General features: G+C 55.3%; 12 protein-coding genes and 3 tRNA genes. 12 read left to right on the top strand and 3 right to left on the bottom strand.

Translation table 11 applies throughout. From position 1 onward, the window contains the following. Positions 1–843: 843 nt before the first annotated feature. Together O3C79_RS19065 and O3C79_RS19060 are read right to left on the bottom strand one after the other, a co-directional pair. A tRNA-Phe gene (locus O3C79_RS19065) sits at positions 844–919 on the bottom strand. Positions 920–981: 62 nt separating this feature from the next. After that, positions 982–2,967 carry a methyl-accepting chemotaxis protein gene (locus O3C79_RS19060; protein WP_494384362.1) on the bottom strand — a complete coding sequence of 662 codons (1,986 nt, stop codon included), beginning with the start codon at positions 2,965–2,967 and terminating at the stop codon, positions 982–984. A gap of 256 nt (positions 2,968–3,223) precedes the next feature. On the opposite strand from O3C79_RS19060, the gene carA reads away from it, so the two are divergent. From carA to greA, 3 genes are read left to right on the top strand one after another with little or no spacing between them, the layout of a single operon-like run. Beyond that, complete coding sequence (gene carA, locus O3C79_RS19055) at positions 3,224–4,363, top strand: glutamine-hydrolyzing carbamoyl-phosphate synthase small subunit (RefSeq protein WP_494384361.1); 1,140 nt, start codon at positions 3,224–3,226, stop codon at positions 4,361–4,363. Positions 4,364–4,412: 49 nt separating this feature from the next. Continuing rightward, on the top strand, positions 4,413–7,637 hold the full coding sequence (gene carB, locus O3C79_RS19050) for a carbamoyl-phosphate synthase large subunit (protein ID WP_494384360.1): 3,225 nt from the start codon (positions 4,413–4,415) through the stop codon (positions 7,635–7,637). Continuing rightward, on the top strand, positions 7,634–8,110 hold the full coding sequence (greA, locus tag O3C79_RS19045; RefSeq protein WP_010325167.1) for a transcription elongation factor GreA: 477 nt from the start codon (positions 7,634–7,636) through the stop codon (positions 8,108–8,110). Before carB ends, greA begins: the two co-directional genes overlap by 4 nt. A 68-nt stretch (positions 8,111–8,178) precedes the next feature. Here greA and O3C79_RS19040 read toward each other — a convergent pair whose 3' ends face one another. Then, positions 8,179–8,481 carry a YhbY family RNA-binding protein gene (locus tag O3C79_RS19040; RefSeq protein WP_010325166.1) on the bottom strand — a complete coding sequence of 101 codons (303 nt, stop codon included), beginning with the start codon at positions 8,479–8,481 and terminating at the stop codon, positions 8,179–8,181. Positions 8,482–8,784: 303 nt separating this feature from the next. Here O3C79_RS19040 and ftsH point away from each other — a divergent pair, with 303 nt between their 5' ends. The 9 genes from ftsH to nusA all read left to right on the top strand — a co-directional run bounded on the left by ftsH (position 8,785) and on the right by nusA (position 16,632). After that, the gene (ftsH, locus tag O3C79_RS19035; RefSeq protein WP_494384359.1) at positions 8,785–10,800 is read left to right on the top strand and encodes an ATP-dependent zinc metalloprotease FtsH; all 2,016 of its coding nucleotides are present in this window, start codon (positions 8,785–8,787) and stop codon (positions 10,798–10,800) included. 98 nt (positions 10,801–10,898) lie between these two features. Then, on the top strand, positions 10,899–11,771 hold the full coding sequence (gene folP / locus O3C79_RS19030; RefSeq protein ID WP_494384358.1) for a dihydropteroate synthase: 873 nt from the start codon (positions 10,899–10,901) through the stop codon (positions 11,769–11,771). After that, positions 11,768–13,117 carry a phosphoglucosamine mutase gene (glmM, locus tag O3C79_RS19025; RefSeq protein WP_494384357.1) on the top strand — a complete coding sequence of 450 codons (1,350 nt, stop codon included), beginning with the start codon at positions 11,768–11,770 and terminating at the stop codon, positions 13,115–13,117. Before folP ends, glmM begins: the two co-directional genes overlap by 4 nt. A gap of 45 nt (positions 13,118–13,162) precedes the next feature. Beyond that, on the top strand, positions 13,163–13,927 hold the full coding sequence (gene tpiA, locus O3C79_RS19020) for a triose-phosphate isomerase (protein WP_494384356.1): 765 nt from the start codon (positions 13,163–13,165) through the stop codon (positions 13,925–13,927). A gap of 12 nt (positions 13,928–13,939) precedes the next feature. Continuing rightward, positions 13,940–14,314 (top strand): preprotein translocase subunit SecG, encoded by a 375-nt coding sequence (secG, locus tag O3C79_RS19015; protein ID WP_010325161.1) that lies wholly within the window; start codon positions 13,940–13,942, stop codon positions 14,312–14,314. Positions 14,315–14,321: 7 nt separating this feature from the next. Then, positions 14,322–14,407: transfer RNA gene (locus tag O3C79_RS19010), tRNA-Leu, on the top strand. Between the two features lie 46 nt (positions 14,408–14,453). Further along, positions 14,454–14,530 (top strand) — tRNA-Met (locus O3C79_RS19005). A 125-nt stretch (positions 14,531–14,655) separates the two neighbouring features. Further along, the gene (rimP, locus tag O3C79_RS19000) at positions 14,656–15,111 is read left to right on the top strand and encodes a ribosome maturation factor RimP (protein WP_010325160.1); all 456 of its coding nucleotides are present in this window, start codon (positions 14,656–14,658) and stop codon (positions 15,109–15,111) included. Between the two features lie 30 nt (positions 15,112–15,141). After that, on the top strand, positions 15,142–16,632 hold the full coding sequence (gene nusA / locus O3C79_RS18995; RefSeq protein WP_010325159.1) for a transcription termination factor NusA: 1,491 nt from the start codon (positions 15,142–15,144) through the stop codon (positions 16,630–16,632). Positions 16,633–16,647 lie beyond the last annotated feature (15 nt).

Raw genomic sequence — 16,647 nt, 5'->3', positions numbered from 1 at the left:
AATTAAGTGAAAACCCCGGTCTCGTCGAGATCGGGGTTTTTGCGTTATGGACCACGCAAGAACCGCATCAAGATATACGTGTACATAGAACTTCCAGCTACCGCTTCAACCTGCCTCATCCAATATCAGACTCGCCTCCCAGGTGTGACATGCAGTACCAGGCAGGCTATCTGAGTATCAGTGGATATTTATGGGTATAAAATCGCTACGGCCTGGAAATGAATAGCCCTGGTAAACAGAGGTTTTGTTCGGTGTAACAACTTCAGGTCGCTGTAAGACAAAGTAAAAATGTACTTGTTCACTGCCTTGGAAAAACGAATGTAAGGCTGTGTAGTAAGGAAGGGTGAGCTGTGGGTAAAAATATTGTGGGTAAAAATGAAGGGCCCCGACGCAATCCGTGCCAAGGGGCCCTGTCACCGACATCCATGTCAGCTGCTGCATGTTCCTGTGCAGCTTGAGGTGCGCTATTCCTTCACGTTGTGATCACGTCCTGTGAACCTCGAGGACAATACTAGTCAGGCTTCCTGATCGGGTATATAAGAAAAATTCTTAAAACTCGTGGGGCAGGGCATTGCTATGACAGAAATTGATCCAAGTCATCTTTTGGAAAAGCCATCACAAATAGAGGTACCCTGCCTTGTGAGGGAGTGCGGGGTGCGAAGTAATGAAGAGCTGACAGAGCTGGAAATCTTGCTGTGGTGACCGTCGGAAGGCGCAGTCGATAGCGTATTAAACCATGGATATCAGGATAGGTTTATCCATTGCCAGTTAGCGCGATAAGGTATTCGAGAAAGATAGCAGATACAAAAAAGCCCCGCTTATGCGAGGCTTTTTTGAAATGTTTGGTGCCCAGAGGCGGAATCGAACCACCGACACGGGGATTTTCAATCCCCTGCTCTACCGACTGAGCTATCTGGGCAAGTCGGAGAATTCTGCCAGTGACAGCTGAGCAAGTCAACTATCTTCATGATTTTAAATTAATTATTGCTCCTGATGGAATCTGCGCACCAGAGTGTCCAGGTTACGGCTGACATCATCCATCTCAAGTGCCAGTTGCTTGTTGTTATCTGCGCCCGTAGCCGATTCGGCTGCAAGCTCTGCACTGTGTTCGATAGCTTGCTGCAGGTTTTCCGTTGTTGCTGACTGTTGCTCGGTGGCAGACGCGATAAATGCGTTCATTTCGGCAATCTGGCTGACCGCATCGCGTATCTGCTCCATGGAAGTACGGCTTTCAGAGATGGCACCAACGGTGGCATCAACCAATGATTTCTGCCTCTCGACGCAGTTTGCAGCATCGTCGGATGCCTTGTTCAAGGTGTTGATCAGTTGCTGGATCTGCTCGGCGGATGCGGAGGTATTGGTGGCCAGGTTGCGGACCTCTTCGGCTACAACTGCAAAGCCACGCCCGGCTGTACCTGCGCGTGCGGCTTCAATGGCGGCATTGAGGGCGAGGAGGTTGGTTTGCTCGGCAAAGCCATGAATCACGTTGAGTACTTCGCCAATGGCAAGGGTGTCACGTCTCAAGGTTTGAATACTGGCTTCGGTGCGTTCGGCCTCCTGGATCAGCTGACTGGCATAATCGCTGGTACTGAGGATACGCTTATGCCCAGTATCGGCCTGTTTGCCAGCATCAAAGGTGACATCGTTGGTGCGCGCGGCATTAGCGGCAACCTCCTGGAACGACTGGGTTAGTTGTTGCATCTGTTTGGCAGACTGGGCCGCTTGCTCATGCTGCTGGCTAACCCGTTGTTCAAGGGTTGCAGCACTATCAATGGCTCGGCTTTTGAGAGAGCCCAGGGCGTCGGTTTGTTGGCCGATCTGGCTTATGAGCCGCTTGAAATAATCCTGCAGACGGTTCAGTGCCTGGTTGAGCTGGCGGGCTTCTTCAAAGCGGCTGATCATATTGATCTGCCCGTGCAGCTCGCCTTCGGCAAGCTGGGCAATATGGTGGCTGCCAACAACCAGCAGGCTAGCCAGGCGGTTGAGCAATATTGTCATGAGAACAGCTGCCAACAGAATAAGGCCGACACCAATACCCAGAATCCAATAGGTGGTGCTGAGCGTATTGCGATATGACTCGTTCAGCACTTCTTCGATATGGGCCAGCTCTTGCTGCAATGCCAGCATGCTCTCACTGGCTGCGGCCTGCCCCTGTTGCTTGAGGACATTGAACTTGCGGGCATTGCCAAGCTCTTTGGGGTAGCGGTTGATCAGGTTACTGATCTGGCTTACCGGCTCTTCACCAATTTCAGTGCGCTCCTGATCGGTGTCCCACCCCATCAATGCCGCCATGGGGTCTTCTTCCTCGACCTCATAAAGGCCCAGTAATTCACGGGACTGTATCGCGGAGGCTTGTTCCTGCATCTCTTTCAGATGTAGTTCGATGGAGTCAGCCGTTTCGGCGTCTGGTTGGCTGAAATAGCTTTGGCGCAAGAGCGTCAGGTGATGCAGGCTGGACAACAGGCCGGCACTGCTTTCCAGGAAAAACAGTGCGCGATCCTGTGCAGCTCCATCAGGTTGCTCGCTCAGATACTGTTGTGCATAGTCGGACAGGCTTTTAAGGCTATACGCCAGTTCACGTTCGTTATTGATCAGTAATGATTGCGGGTCTGCCAGTTTGCCGGCGCTGCGCAATTGGGGAAGCGTCTCCTGCTTCAGGCCTGACAGTATCTGTTGTATCTGGCTGCGAATGGCTTCCTCAAGCCAGAGGTTCTGGGTGTTGGTGTCCAGAGCCTGATCTATCCCATGATCCAGTTCGGTAAGGCGTGTGGCGTTGCCGGTATTCAAGTACTGGTTGGCGGGTTGCTCGATCTGGTTTTTGATCTCGAGGGTATAGTCCTGATAATTGGTGCTGTTGGAAAAGGCATCACTGAGTAATTTCAGGGAAATAACGACAGATGCAGTCAACAGAGCCAGCATCAGGAGGAGCGTCAGGGATGAGAGGCGTGCTAGTGTTGAAATGCGCATGAGACTCACAATCAGATGTTCTTAAAAAGCGACAATATATTGCTTCTCTATGACGCTCAGATGACGAGGGCGGGTTTCAAGCTGATAGACGTGCAAGGCGGGATAGTCTAAAATATGGCCGTTTACCTGCTACAAGTGCAGGACACAAACAGCCCAATTTTCGAAAGCGAGGTAAGCATCAAGTTTTGCCTCGCTTTTTTGCACGTATACTATCCAAATTTGTCCAGTGAAGCAGCGCATGCGCGGGGAGGTTCAATTGACGCGACCAGCCATTCTAGCCCTTGAAGACGGAAGTATTTTCAGGGGAATAGCGATTGGCGCTGATGGTGAGTCCAGTGGTGAAGTGGTATTCAACACTTCCATGACCGGTTACCAGGAGATCCTGACGGATCCCTCTTACTCTCGCCAAATCGTAACCCTGACCTATCCCCATATCGGTAATACAGGGGTAAACCAGGAAGACCAGGAATCCACTCGTACCTGGGCCGCCGGCCTGGTGATCCGGGATCTGCCACTGCTGGCCAGCAACTTCCGCAGTGAACAGAGTCTGGATGCGTACCTGAAGGACAATAATATTGTCGGTATCGCGGATATCGACACCCGCCGCCTGACCCGTATTCTGCGTGAAAAAGGTGCTCAGAACGGCTGCATCCTGGCTGGCGATGAGCTGGATGAAGAGAAAGCACTGGCCGCGGCACGCGCATTCCCGGGCCTGAAAGGCATGGACCTGGCGAAAGAAGCGAGTGTTGAAGCGCAGTATGAATGGCGTTCATCTACTTGGAAACTGGGTCAGGGACACGTGGAAAAAGCAGACAGCGAACTGCCTTTCCATGTGGTTGCCTATGACTTTGGTGTCAAACACAACATCCTGCGTATGCTGGTCGAGCGTGGCTGTCGCCTGACCGTCGTGCCTGCACAAACTCCCGCTGCTGATGTGCTGGCTCTGAATCCGGATGGTGTGTTCCTGTCCAATGGCCCCGGCGACCCCGAGCCCTGTGATTACGCAATCACGGCCATTCGCGACATTCTGGATACTCAGGTGCCGGTATTCGGTATCTGCCTGGGCCACCAGCTGCTGGCTCTGGCATCAGGTGCCCGTACCGTGAAGATGAAATTTGGCCATCACGGGGCCAACCACCCGGTTCAGGATCTGGACAGCACTCACGTGATGATTACCAGCCAGAACCACGGCTTTGCAGTTGATGAATCATCACTGCCGGCCAACCTGCGTGCGACCCACAAGTCACTGTTCGATGGTTCCCTGCAGGGAATCGAGCGCACTGACTGCCCGGCATTCAGTTTCCAGGGTCACCCGGAAGCAAGCCCCGGTCCGCACGACGTGGCGCCGCTGTTCGATCGTTTCATTGAACAGATCAAAGCCCGCAAGCAGGCCTGAAGCCTGACTGTGAACCCGTGATAGCTATAGATACGACCGGTTAAGACAGATGCCAAAACGTACGGACATTAAAAGTATTCTCATCCTTGGTGCGGGCCCGATCGTTATCGGACAGGCCTGCGAATTCGACTACTCCGGCGCCCAGGCCTGTAAGGCACTGCGCGAAGAGGGGTATCGTGTAATCCTGGTTAACTCGAACCCGGCCACCATCATGACCGACCCGGTTATGGCGGATGCGACCTACATCGAGCCGATCAACTGGAAAACCGTCGCCAAGATCATTGAAAAAGAGCGCCCTGATGCGCTGCTGCCGACCATGGGTGGCCAGACCGCACTGAACTGTGCCCTGGATCTGGACCGTGAAGGCGTGCTGGCCGAGTTCGGCGTAGAGATGATCGGCGCTACCCAGGACGCTATCGACAAGGCAGAAGACCGCGAACGCTTTGACAAGGCGATGAAGAACATCGGCCTGGAGTGCCCGCGCGCGGCGATCGCACACAGCATGGAAGAAGCACTGCAGGTGCTGGATTCCATCGGCTTCCCGGCGATCATCCGCCCGTCCTTCACCATGGGCGGCTCCGGTGGCGGTATTGCCTACAACCGTGAAGAGTTCATCGAAATCTGTGAGCGTGGTCTGGACCTGTCGCCGACCAACGAGCTGCTGATCGATGAATCCCTGATCGGCTGGAAAGAGTACGAGATGGAAGTTGTGCGTGACAAAAACGACAACTGCATCATCGTCTGCTCCATCGAGAACTTCGACGCCATGGGCGTGCACACCGGTGACTCCATCACCGTGGCACCGGCCCAGACCCTGACCGACAAGGAGTACCAGATCATGCGTAATGCATCGATCGCGGTGCTGCGTGAGATCGGTGTGGAAACCGGTGGTTCCAACGTTCAGTTCGGTGTGGATCCTGAAACCGGTCGCGTTGTGGTTATCGAAATGAACCCGCGTGTATCCCGTTCCTCTGCTCTGGCTTCCAAGGCAACCGGCTTCCCGATTGCCAAGATCGCGGCCAAGCTGGCAGTGGGGTACACCCTGGATGAGCTGCAGAACGATATCACCGGCGGTCGTACCCCGGCGTCTTTTGAGCCGTCCATCGACTATGTCGTGACCAAGATCCCGCGTTTCACCTTCGAGAAATTCCCGCAGGCCAATGACCGCCTGACCACGCAGATGAAATCTGTAGGTGAGGTCATGGCGATCGGTCGCTCTCAGCAGGAATCCCTGCAGAAAGCACTGCGCGGTCTGGAAGTCGGCTCTGTCGGTTTTGATCCAGTGCTGGATCTGGATGCTGAAGATGCCCGTGATGAAATCGTGGCCGAGTTGACGCAGCCGGGTGCGCAGCGCATCTGGTACATCGGTGATGCCTTCCGTCTGGGAATGAGCGTCGATGAAATCTACAAGCTCAGCGGTGTAGACCCCTGGTTCCTGGTGCAGATCGAAGATCTGATCAAGGACGAGCAGCGTGTCTCTGAAACAGCGCTGAGCGAGCTGGATAAGGACCAGATTTTCCGTCTCAAGCGCAAGGGTTTCTCCGATGCGCGCCTGGCGCAGCTGTTGGGCGTAAGCGAGAAACAGTTCCGCAAGCAGCGTCAGAAGCAGGGCGTACGTCCGGTATTCAAGCGTGTGGATACCTGTGCGGCTGAATTCGCAACGGATACCGCTTACATGTACTCCTCATACGAGGAAGAGTGTGAAGCCAACCCGTCTGATCGTGACAAGATCATGGTCATCGGTGGCGGCCCGAACCGTATCGGTCAGGGTATCGAATTTGACTACTGCTGTGTACACGCGGCACTGGCGGCCCGTGAAGACGGTTACGAGACCATCATGGTCAACTGTAACCCGGAAACCGTTTCCACCGATTACGACACCTCTGATCGTCTGTTCTTCGAGCCGATCACGCTGGAAGACGTGCTGGAAATCGTTAATGTCGAGCAGCCCAAGGGCGTGATCGTGCAGTACGGCGGTCAGACACCGCTGAAACTGGCTGTAGCACTGGAAGCAGCCGGTGTGCCGATCATCGGTACCAGCCCGGAAGCGATTGACCGTGCGGAAGACCGTGAACAGTTCCAGCAGATGCTGAAGCGTCTGGGCCTGAAGCAGCCGGAAAACGCGACTGTACGCAGTCTGGAAGAAGCGATTGTTGAAGCCGGCAAGATCGGTTATCCGCTGGTGGTTCGCCCGTCCTACGTACTGGGTGGCCGTGCCATGGAGATCGTCTACAAGGAAGATGAGCTGCGTCGTTACATGACGTCTGCTGTTAAAGTGTCCAACGACGCACCGGTTCTGCTGGACCACTTCCTCAACGCAGCGGTCGAAGTTGATATTGATGCGGTCAGCGATGGTGAAACCGTCGTTATCGGCGCCATCATGCAGCACATCGAACAGGCGGGTGTTCACTCTGGTGACTCGGCATGTTCATTCCCGCCGTATAGCCTGGCTGCAGATGTGCAGGACGAAATGCGTGACATGGTCCGCAAAATGGCGCTGGAACTGGGCGTTGTCGGCCTGATGAACGTACAGCTGGCTTACCAGGATGGTGAAATCTATGTCATCGAGGTGAACCCGCGTGCCTCCCGTACCGTGCCGTTTGTCTCCAAGTGTATCGGTACTTCACTGGCCGCTGTTGCGGCACGTGTCATGACCGGCAAGACCCTGCAGGAGCTGGGTTTCACTGAAGAGATCGTGCCCAAGTTCTTCAACGTCAAGGAAGCGGTGTTCCCGTTCAACAAGTTCCAGGGCGTTGACCCGATTCTGGGCCCGGAAATGAAGTCGACCGGCGAAGTCATGGGTACTGGTGCGACCTTCGGTGAAGCCTTCATGAAGGCCCAGATCGGCGCTGGCGAGAAAATGCCGTCTGCCAATGGCAAGGCGTTCATCTCCGTGCGTGATGTCGACAAGGCTGCGGTTGTGCCGGTTGCCAAAGACCTGGCTGAGCTGGGCTTTGCTCTGGTGGCAACAGGCGGTACTGCGGCGCTGCTGGAAGAATCCGGTCTGAGCGTTACCCGCGTCAACAAGGTTGCGGAAGGTCGTCCGAATATCGTTGATATGATCAAGAATGGTGAGATCAGCTATGTGATCAACACCACTGAAGGTCGCAAGGCGATTGCAGACTCTGCCGAGATTCGTCGTTCTGCCTTGCAGCACAAGGTGCCCTACACCACTACACTGGCAGGTGCGGCGGCAACCGCCGAAGCACTTAAGTACGGTGAAGAGAAGACGGTTCGCCGTCTGCAGGACCTGCACGCAGGAGAAGCATCATGAAACGTGTCCCGATGACTGTTAATGGTGAGAAAGTGCTGCGGGAAGAGCTGGCCGACCTCAAGTCGGTCCAGCGTCCGGCAGTGATTGCAGCCATTGCGGAAGCCCGTGAGCACGGTGACCTGAAAGAAAATGCCGAATACCACGCCGCCCGCGAACAGCAGGGGTTTATTGAAGGTCGCATCCGCGAACTTGAATACAAGCTGTCCCAGTCTCAGGTGATCGATATCACCGAGATTCCGCACACGGGTAAAGTGATTTTTGGCAGCACTGTGGATCTGCTCAATATTGATACCGATGAAGAAGTACGTTACCAGATCGTGGGTGATGACGAAGCGGATATCAAAAAGGGCAAGATTTCAGTGAACTCGCCGATTGCGCGTGCGCTGGTGGGTAAGGAAGAAGGGGATATTGCCGCAGTGCAGACCCCGTCAGGCCTGATCGAGTATGAAGTGTCCGCGGTCGAGCACATCTGACCCTGACATGAAAAAAAACCGCCGGCATGCCGGCGGTTTTTTTATATAGGCTGTTTTACGTCTGCCAGTTAGCGCAGCAGGTTGGACAGCTTGGGGTTGGGTTCCTGTGCCGGGCGATACAGCAAGGCAATGTTGCCGATCTCCTGAACCAGCTTGGCTTCGACGATTTCGCACAGCTGGCGAATCAGTTGGCGCTTCAGGTTGCGATCGCCAACAGCGAATTTCACCTTGATCAGTTCGTGGTCTTCCAGAGCACGATCCACTTCAAGCTGGATGTTTTCGGACAGGCCGTTACCGGCCACCATGACGATCGGATTCAGGTTGTGGCCCAGGGTGCGAAAGTGCTTCTTTTGCTCAGCCGTCAAGCTCATACTAGAATATGGTGCCTCTTGGTGGGGGCAGAGCCCCGTTGATCAACAATTAAACGACTATTTTACCTGAGTCAGATAAAACTGAGTAGCGGGTGCGAAGAATACAAAGGCAGTGTGGCGGCGGACAGGAACAAATTGCCATGCTGTCGATCAAACGGGCAGGTCGGAATAACCGGGCCGTGCTCGGAATACGCCGCAGGGCCGTACAAGAGAAAAAGTTGCGTAGTGATGCTGATTCAGTAACAGTGGCAATCAGTAACGGCCGACAGAATTGAGTGAACAGAGGGTGGTCCATTGAACGATATGGCAAAAAATCTGGTGTTGTGGCTAGTGATCGCAGCGGTGCTGCTCACTGTCTTCAACAATTTCAGTGCCGAACAGGAAAGTAGCAATCTAAGCTATTCCGACTTTGTAGCCGAGGTGCAAAGCGGTCGTGTGTCCAAGGTGACCATCGACGGCTATACCATTGTCGGGCAGCGCAGTAACGGAGACAGCTTCCAGACAGTGCGTCCGGCCGTACAGGACCCCAAGCTGATCGATGATCTGCTGGACAATAATGTAGTGATTGAGGGCAAGCAGCCTGAGCGTCAGAGCATCTGGACGCAGCTGCTGGTAGCGTCCTTCCCGATTCTGGTCATTATTGCCGTGTTCATGTTCTTCATGCGCCAGATGCAGGGCGGCGGTGGCGGCAAAGGTGGCCCCATGTCGTTCGGCAAGTCCAAGGCACGGATGATGGCGGAAGATCAGATCAAAACCACCTTTGATGATGTGGCCGGTGTTGAAGAGGCCAAGGAAGAGGTAAAAGAGCTGGTGGATTACCTGCGTGATCCGGGCAAGTTCCAGCGTTTGGGTGGCCACATTCCCCGTGGTGTGTTGATGGCCGGTTCTCCGGGTACGGGTAAAACCCTGCTGGCGAAAGCGATTGCAGGCGAGGCACGCGTGCCTTTCTTCAGCATTTCCGGTTCCGACTTTGTCGAAATGTTTGTCGGTGTGGGTGCGTCCCGTGTCCGTGACATGTTCGACCAGGCAAAGAAACATGCGCCCTGCATCATCTTCATTGATGAGATCGATGCTGTAGGTCGTCACCGTGGTGTCGGCATGGGCGGCGGTAATGATGAGCGCGAACAGACGCTTAACCAGCTGCTGGTTGAGATGGATGGTTTTGAAGGTACCGAGGGTATCATCGTAATTGCGGCAACCAACCGTCCGGACGTACTGGACCCGGCGCTGTTGCGCCCTGGTCGTTTCGACCGTCAGGTACATGTGGGCCTGCCGGATATTCGCGGTCGTGAGCAGATCCTGAAAGTACACATGCGCAAGGTTCCGCTGGGTGATGACGTCAAGCCGGAGCTGATTGCACGTGGTACTCCGGGCTTCTCCGGTGCCGATCTGGCTAACCTGGTTAACGAAGCGGCTCTGTTTGCAGCACGCAACAATCGTCGAACCGTGAGCATGGAGCAGTTCGAGCAGGCCAAGGACAAGATCATGATGGGCGCTGAACGCAAGTCCATGGTCATGTCCTATAAGGAGCGCCTGAATACGGCTTACCATGAAGCCGGTCACGCCATCATTGGTCGTGTCATGCCTGAGCATGACCCTGTGTACAAGGTCTCCATTATTCCGCGTGGTCGCGCCCTGGGTGTGACCATGTTCCTGCCGGAAGAGGATCGCTATAGCCATAGCCGTCAGTGGATCATTTCTCAGATCTGTTCACTGTATGGTGGTCGTCTTGCCGAGGAAATGACGCTGGGTAAGGAGGGCGTGACAACCGGTGCCTCTAACGATATCCAGAAAGCGACATCACTGGCGCGTAACATGGTGACCAAATGGGGCTTGAGCGATGACCTGGGGCCGTTGCTGTACGGCGAAGAGGATGATGATCCCTTTGGCCGAGGCATGGGGCAGGGCTCCAAGCCGATGTCTGAAGAGACACAGAAGCGCATCGATACCGAAGTGAAGCGGATTATCGACGAGTGCTACCAGAAAGCCTCACAGATCCTGCATGACAATCGTGATATTCTCGATGCCATGGCCGAGGCGCTGATGAAGTACGAAACCATCGGCTCCGACCAGCTGGATGAGCTGATGGCGCGCACCGAAGTTTCACCGCCGGATGGCTGGGAAGAAGCTCAGGAACGTGCCGACAAGGCCGAGCGTGATGTTGAGGAAATGAAGCAGTCTTCACCCCGTGCAGAAGAGGCTCCGCAGGCGGAGCAGGATACGGACGATGAGGATGACAGCCAGGAAAGCGGTCGCGCATCGGACACTTCCGAGCGCAGCGACGGTAACCCCTGGAACAAGCCGGACGGTGACCGCTAGGTTGCATTCGGCCTGAAGATCAAGCCGGCATACGTGCCGGCTTTTTTGTTTGTGATTGACCGCCGCTGAGAGCGGCAGCGTTTGCGAGGGTAGGACAAATGGCAGTACTTGAATGTGGCACGCGCAGGCTGAATCTTGATCGCACGCAGGTGATGGGCATTCTGAATGTCACACCGGATTCTTTCTCGGATGGTGGCAGTGTCTATGATGACCAGACGCTGTCGGTGTCCAGAGCACTGCAGAAAGCAGAGAAAATGGTGCGTGACGGGGCGAGCCTCATTGATATCGGTGGCGAGTCCACCCGGCCCGGGGCGACACCGGTTCCGGTACAGGAAGAGCTGGACCGTGTAGTGCCGGTGGTCGAGGCGGTTGCGCGTGAGCTGGATGTAGTGATCTCGGTGGATACCAGTGCGCCGGAAGTGATGCGGGCATCTGCAGAAGCGGGCGCCCACCTGCTCAATGATGTGCGTGCCTTTACCCGCCCGGGCGCATTGGAGGCTGCAGCGGCCACTGATCTGGCGATCTGTACCATGCATATGCAGGGCAATAGCCCGATTGATATGCAAAACAGTCCGCACTACGCCGATGTGATCGAAGAGGTTGCCGTCTTCCTGCAGCATCAGATTGAGCGCTGTCGCCAGATCGGGATCAAGGATAATCGCATTCTGCTGGACCCGGGGTTCGGTTTCGGCAAAACTCTCGAACATAACCTGCAGTTGTTGAATCGTATGCAGGAATTAAACGCGCTGAAGTTGCCGCTGCTGGTAGGGACTTCACGCAAATCCATGATTGGCCAGGCACTTAATCGCGACGTTGATGAGCGTTTGTACGGTAGCCTGGCGACAGCGGTACTGACTGTCACCAAGGGGGCGAAAGTCATGCGCGTGCATGATGTTGCGGCCACCGTGGATGCCGTGCGCATGACTGAAGCGGTTATGCGAGAAAGTGCCGACCGGGAGAGCAGTGAGTGAGTAGAAAGTATTTCGGTACCGATGGTATCAGGGGCGAAGTCGGTCAGTTCCCGATTACACCGGATTTCGTATTGAAGTTGGGCTGGGCGGCCGGTTGTGTATTTGCCCGCGAAGGCCGCAGCAAAATTTTGATTGGCAAGGATACCCGTATCTCGGGTTACATGTTCGAATCTGCGCTGGAAGCAGGGTTGTCCGCAGCCGGAGTCGATGTTCTGTTGACGGGCCCCATGCCGACGCCGGCCGTGGCCTATCTGACGCGTACCTTCCGCGCCAATGCCGGTATCGTTATCAGTGCCTCGCACAATGTGTTTTCCGACAACGGCATCAAGTTCTTCTCCGAGAATGGCACCAAGCTGCCCGATAGTGTCGAAAAAGCGATTGAAGCGCAGATGGATATTGCCATGACTACGGTGCCCTCGGCCGAGCTGGGGAAGGCGCGCCGTGTCGAAGATGCAGCCGGTCGTTATATCGAGTTCTGCAAGGGCACGTTGAATAACCATCTGAGCCTCAAAGGCATGCGCATCGTGCTCGACTGTGCCAATGGCGCAACTTACCACGTCGCCCCCAAAGTGCTCAGCGAGTTGGGGGCCGATGTTATCGAGATCGGTTCATCACCCGATGGTATCAATATCAATGATGGCTGCGGTGCCACGGATACGGCACGACTGGAAACAGTTGTGAAAGGTGAGCAGGCTGATCTGGGTATTGCGCTGGACGGGGATGGCGATCGTCTGATGATGGTCGACCACCGGGGCGAAGTCGTGGATGGTGATGAGCTGCTGTTCATCATTGCCAAAGCCTGGCAGGCACAGGGCACAATGCAGGGCGGTGTCGTCGGTACCCTGATGTCCAACCTGGGTCTGGAGCAGGCTGTGGAGCGTCTGGGGCTTCCGTTTGTGCGTGCCAAGGTGGGCGATCGCTATGTCATTGAACAGCTTAAAGCTCACGATTGGGTATTGGGCGGCGAAAGTTCAGGTCATATTGTGTGTGGCAATCTAACCACGACGGGCGATGGTCTGGTAGCGGCCTTGCAGGTGCTCAAGGCCATGCATGACAGTGGCCAAACGCTGGTCGAGCTGAAGGCCGGCATGCACAAGATGCCGCAGACCATGATTAATGTGGCCATGCCTGTGCGGGTTGATGTGATGCAGCAATCCGACGTGCAGGAAGCCGTGCGGGCCGTAGAAGCAGAGCTGGGCAGTCGTGGACGTGTACTCTTGCGCCCCTCGGGTACCGAGCCTGTTGTTCGCGTAATGGTGGAGGGCGAGTCTGCCGATGAGGTGGAGCGCCTGTGTCGCCAGCTCTCGGAAAACGTTGAAAAAGCCTTGGGGGCTCTTGTCAGTTGACAGGGGCTCCGATAAAATGTGCGCCTCTTTCATGAGGGGATATCGATGCGGAAGGCACTGGTAATCGGAAACTGGAAGATGAACGGTCGGCAAGATGCGAATGAAGCACTGCTGAATGCTCTGACATCCGGGTACGACAACAAGCTTGAACGTGTAGATGTTGCCTTATGTCCGCCCAGCGTATATCTGGCGCAGGCGCAGTATTTGTTGCAAGCTGGCTCAATCGAGCTGGGTGCGCAGAATGTTTGCGCAGATGTCGAAGGTGCGTTCACCGGTGAAGTGTCTGCGGGCATGTTGGCCGAGTTTGGATGCCGCTGGGTGGTGATTGGTCACTCGGAACGTCGTTCGCTCTATGGCGAGACGGATGCGCAGGTGGCCGAGAAAGCAAAACGCGTCCTTGATGCAGGTATGACCCCGGTTGTCTGTGTGGGTGAGACCCTGGAGGAGCGTGAGTCCGGTCTGGCTCTTCAGCGTGTGCAGTCGCAGTTGCGCGCCGTGCTGGAAGAGGTGCCGGTCGAGCAGCTGGCAGAGCTGGTTGTGGCGTACGAGCCTGTATGGGCGATAGGTACAGGCCTGACCGCAACGCCGGAGCAGGCTCAGGAAGTTCACCGTGCGTTGCGCGATACGCTGGCTGCGCAGCAGGTTGAACTGGATGAAAAAGTGCGTATTCTCTATGGCGGTAGCGTAAGCGCGGCGAATGCCGATGCACTTTTTGCACAGCCGGATATTGATGGCGGGCTCATTGGTGGAGCATCGCTCAAGGCTGACGATTTTCTTGCGATCTGTCGCGCTGCGGCAGGCGAAAGCTAAGACGGTATTTTTATGGAAAGCGTTATTCTGATTGTCCATGTGTTGCTTGCGGTAGCCGTCGTTGCGCTGGTGCTTTTGCAGCAGGGTAAGGGTGCTGAAGCAGGTGCAGCCTTCGGTGGTGGCGCTTCTCAGACCGTGTTTGGCAGCCAGGGCTCAAAAAGTTTTCTGGGACGTTTGACTGCAGTCGTGGCTGCGGGTATCTTTGCGTCCAGTTTTGCACTGGCGGTCTTCGCCAAGCAGAAGGCCGAAAATGTCAGCGGTGCCGGTATCCCGGCTGCTGAAGTGATCGAGTCCGCTGCTCAGGCGCAGGATGAGCCGGAACTGCCGGCGCTGGAAAGCGAACAGGCAGGTGATAAAGCGGCAACTGATATTCCGGTTGCCGAGTAAGAATTAAGCCGAAGTGGTGAAATTGGTAGACACGCCATCTTGAGGGGGTGGTGAGCTATGCTCGTGCCGGTTCGAGTCCGGCCTTCGGCACCATTTGTAAGTTGATCAGGTGTTGTGTATAATATGCACCTGTTTCTGATGCGGGGTGGAGCAGTCTGGTAGCTCGTCGGGCTCATAACCCGAAGGTCGTTGGTTCAAATCCAGCCCCCGCTACCACTTTTACGAAAAAGCCCCTATCAAGGGGCTTTTTCGTAGGTAAACAATGGCTTTAGTGCCGTCAGAAATGGGTCCTTAGTGACCCATTTTTTGTTTCGGCAAGCGCCAACACGAGGTCTTCATCAGTGTCAGCCAAATTGAATGCTCTGAAAGAATTGATCGAGCCGGCGATTAGCGCCCTGGGGCTCGAACTTTGGGGGCTGGAGTTCAACTCCGCCGGGCGTCACAGCTCTCTGCGTATTTTTATCGATGGTCCTGAAGGGGTCACGGTCGATGACTGTGCACGTGTGAGCCACCAGGTCAGTGGTGTACTGGATGTAGAAGATCCGATTCAGGAGCAATACACACTGGAGGTGTCATCGCCCGGTGTGGATCGCCCTCTGTTTACCCTGCAGCAATTTGAGGCCTATGCGGGCCATCAGGTGCAGCTGCGTCTGAGGGTGCCTTTCGAGGGGCGCCGCAAATTCAAAGGCCTGCTGAATGGCGTCGAAGGCGACGAAGTTCTGCTGGTTGTTGATGATGAAGAGTATCTGTTGCCGATCGACTATATCGATCGTGCCAATGTGGTTCCCCAGTTTTAATACCGGTTTGAGGTTTGGCGAGGCAGTCATATGAATAAAGAGATTCTACTGGTTGCAGAAGCTGTTTCTAACGAAAAAGACGTGCCCAAGGGTGTCATTTTTGAAGCGATCGAAGTAGCTCTGGCTACGGCGACCAAGAAACGCTATGACGAAGAAGCGGACATCCGTGTCGAGATTGATCGTACGACCGGTGACTATGAGACCTGGCGCCGTTGGCTGGTAGTCAGCAATGAAGAAGTGCCTGCATTGGGTACCGAGCTGACACTGGAGGAAGCCCTCGAGATCGATACCAACCTGCAGCCGGGTGATACCTACGAAGAGAAGGTTGAGTCTGTTGGCTTTGGGCGTATTGCTGCGCAGACAGCAAAACAGGTTATCGTGCAGAAAGTACGTGAAGCCGAGCGCGCCAAGGTAGTTGAGCAGTACCAGGACCGTAAAGGTGAGCTGGTTGCGGGTACCGTCAAGAAAGTGACGCGTGACAACATTATTGTGGATCTGGGTAATAACGCCGAGGCTTTGCTGCCGCGTGAAAACCTGATTCCGCGTGAAAGCTTCCGCATGGGCGACCGTGTTCGTGCAGTGCTGGAAGAAGTTCGCAGTGAAGGCCGTGGTCCTCAGTTGATTCTGAGCCGTACCTCCAATGCGATGCTGATCGAGCTGTTCAGCATCGAGGTGCCGGAAATTGCCGAGGAAGTCATCGAGATCCGCGCCGCTGCCCGTGACCCGGGTGCGCGTGCCAAGATTGCGGTGAAAACCAACGATGGCCGCATTGACCCCGTGGGTGCCTGTGTCGGTATGCGTGGTGCACGTGTACAGGCGGTATCCAATGAACTGGGCGGCGAGCGTGTGGATATCATCCTCTGGGATGACAATCCGGCTCAGCTGGTCATCAATGCGATGGCGCCGGCAGAAGTGGCCTCCATCGTAATGGATGAAGAAAGTCATTCCATGGACGTGGCCGTTGCTGAAGAAGCGCTGGCCATGGCCATCGGTCGAAGCGGTCAGAACGTGCGTCTGGCCAGCGAACTGACCGAATGGGATCTGAATGTGATGTCGGAGGAAGAAGCCGCCGATAAGCAACAGTCCGAAGTGGGTGCTGTCGTTGACATGTTCGTCAAGCACCTGGATGTAGAAGAGGAGCTGGCTGAGGTTCTGGTCGCTGAAGGGTTCACCTCCGTTGAGGAAGTGGCTTATGTACCAACCGAAGAAATGCTCGATATTGAAGATTTTGATGAAGAGCTGATCGAGGCCCTTCGTGAGCGCGCCAAAGATGCTTTGATCAACCTGGCGATCGCCAGTGAAGAGCAACTGGGCGATACCGAACCGGCAGAAGACCTGATGAACATGGATGGCATGGAGCGCACGCTGGCATTCAAGCTGGCAGCACGTGGCATTGTCACCATGGAAGATCTCGCCGAGCAGTCCGTAGAGGATCTGCTGGAGATCGACGGGTTGACCGAAGAAAAGGCAGCCGAGCTGATCATGACCGCTCGTGCGCCCTGGTTCGCGGAAGAGCAGTAAACGCCAGCGGAAGAG

Source organism: Marinobacterium sp. NO-S09, from assembly GCF_059179545.1.
This window is presented reverse-complemented; position numbering and strand designations above follow the sequence as displayed.

Bases quoted from the DNA above. Each gene is read 5' to 3' on its own strand.
- nusA (WP_010325159.1), top strand. From the start codon at position 15,142: ATGAATAAAGAGATTCTACTGGTTGCAGAAGCTGTTTCTAACGAAAAA.
- ftsH (WP_494384359.1), top strand. From the start codon at position 8,785: ATGGCAAAAAATCTGGTGTTGTGGCTAGTGATCGCAGCGGTGCTGCTC.
- tpiA (WP_494384356.1), top strand. From the start codon at position 13,163: ATGCGGAAGGCACTGGTAATCGGAAACTGGAAGATGAACGGTCGGCAA.
- secG (WP_010325161.1), top strand. From the start codon at position 13,940: ATGGAAAGCGTTATTCTGATTGTCCATGTGTTGCTTGCGGTAGCCGTC.
- greA (WP_010325167.1), top strand. From the start codon at position 7,634: ATGAAACGTGTCCCGATGACTGTTAATGGTGAGAAAGTGCTGCGGGAA.
- O3C79_RS19040 (WP_010325166.1), bottom strand. From the start codon at position 8,481: ATGAGCTTGACGGCTGAGCAAAAGAAGCACTTTCGCACCCTGGGCCAC.
- folP (WP_494384358.1), top strand. From the start codon at position 10,899: ATGGCAGTACTTGAATGTGGCACGCGCAGGCTGAATCTTGATCGCACG.
- carB (WP_494384360.1), top strand. From the start codon at position 4,413: ATGCCAAAACGTACGGACATTAAAAGTATTCTCATCCTTGGTGCGGGC.
- O3C79_RS19060 (WP_494384362.1), bottom strand. From the start codon at position 2,967: ATGCGCATTTCAACACTAGCACGCCTCTCATCCCTGACGCTCCTCCTG.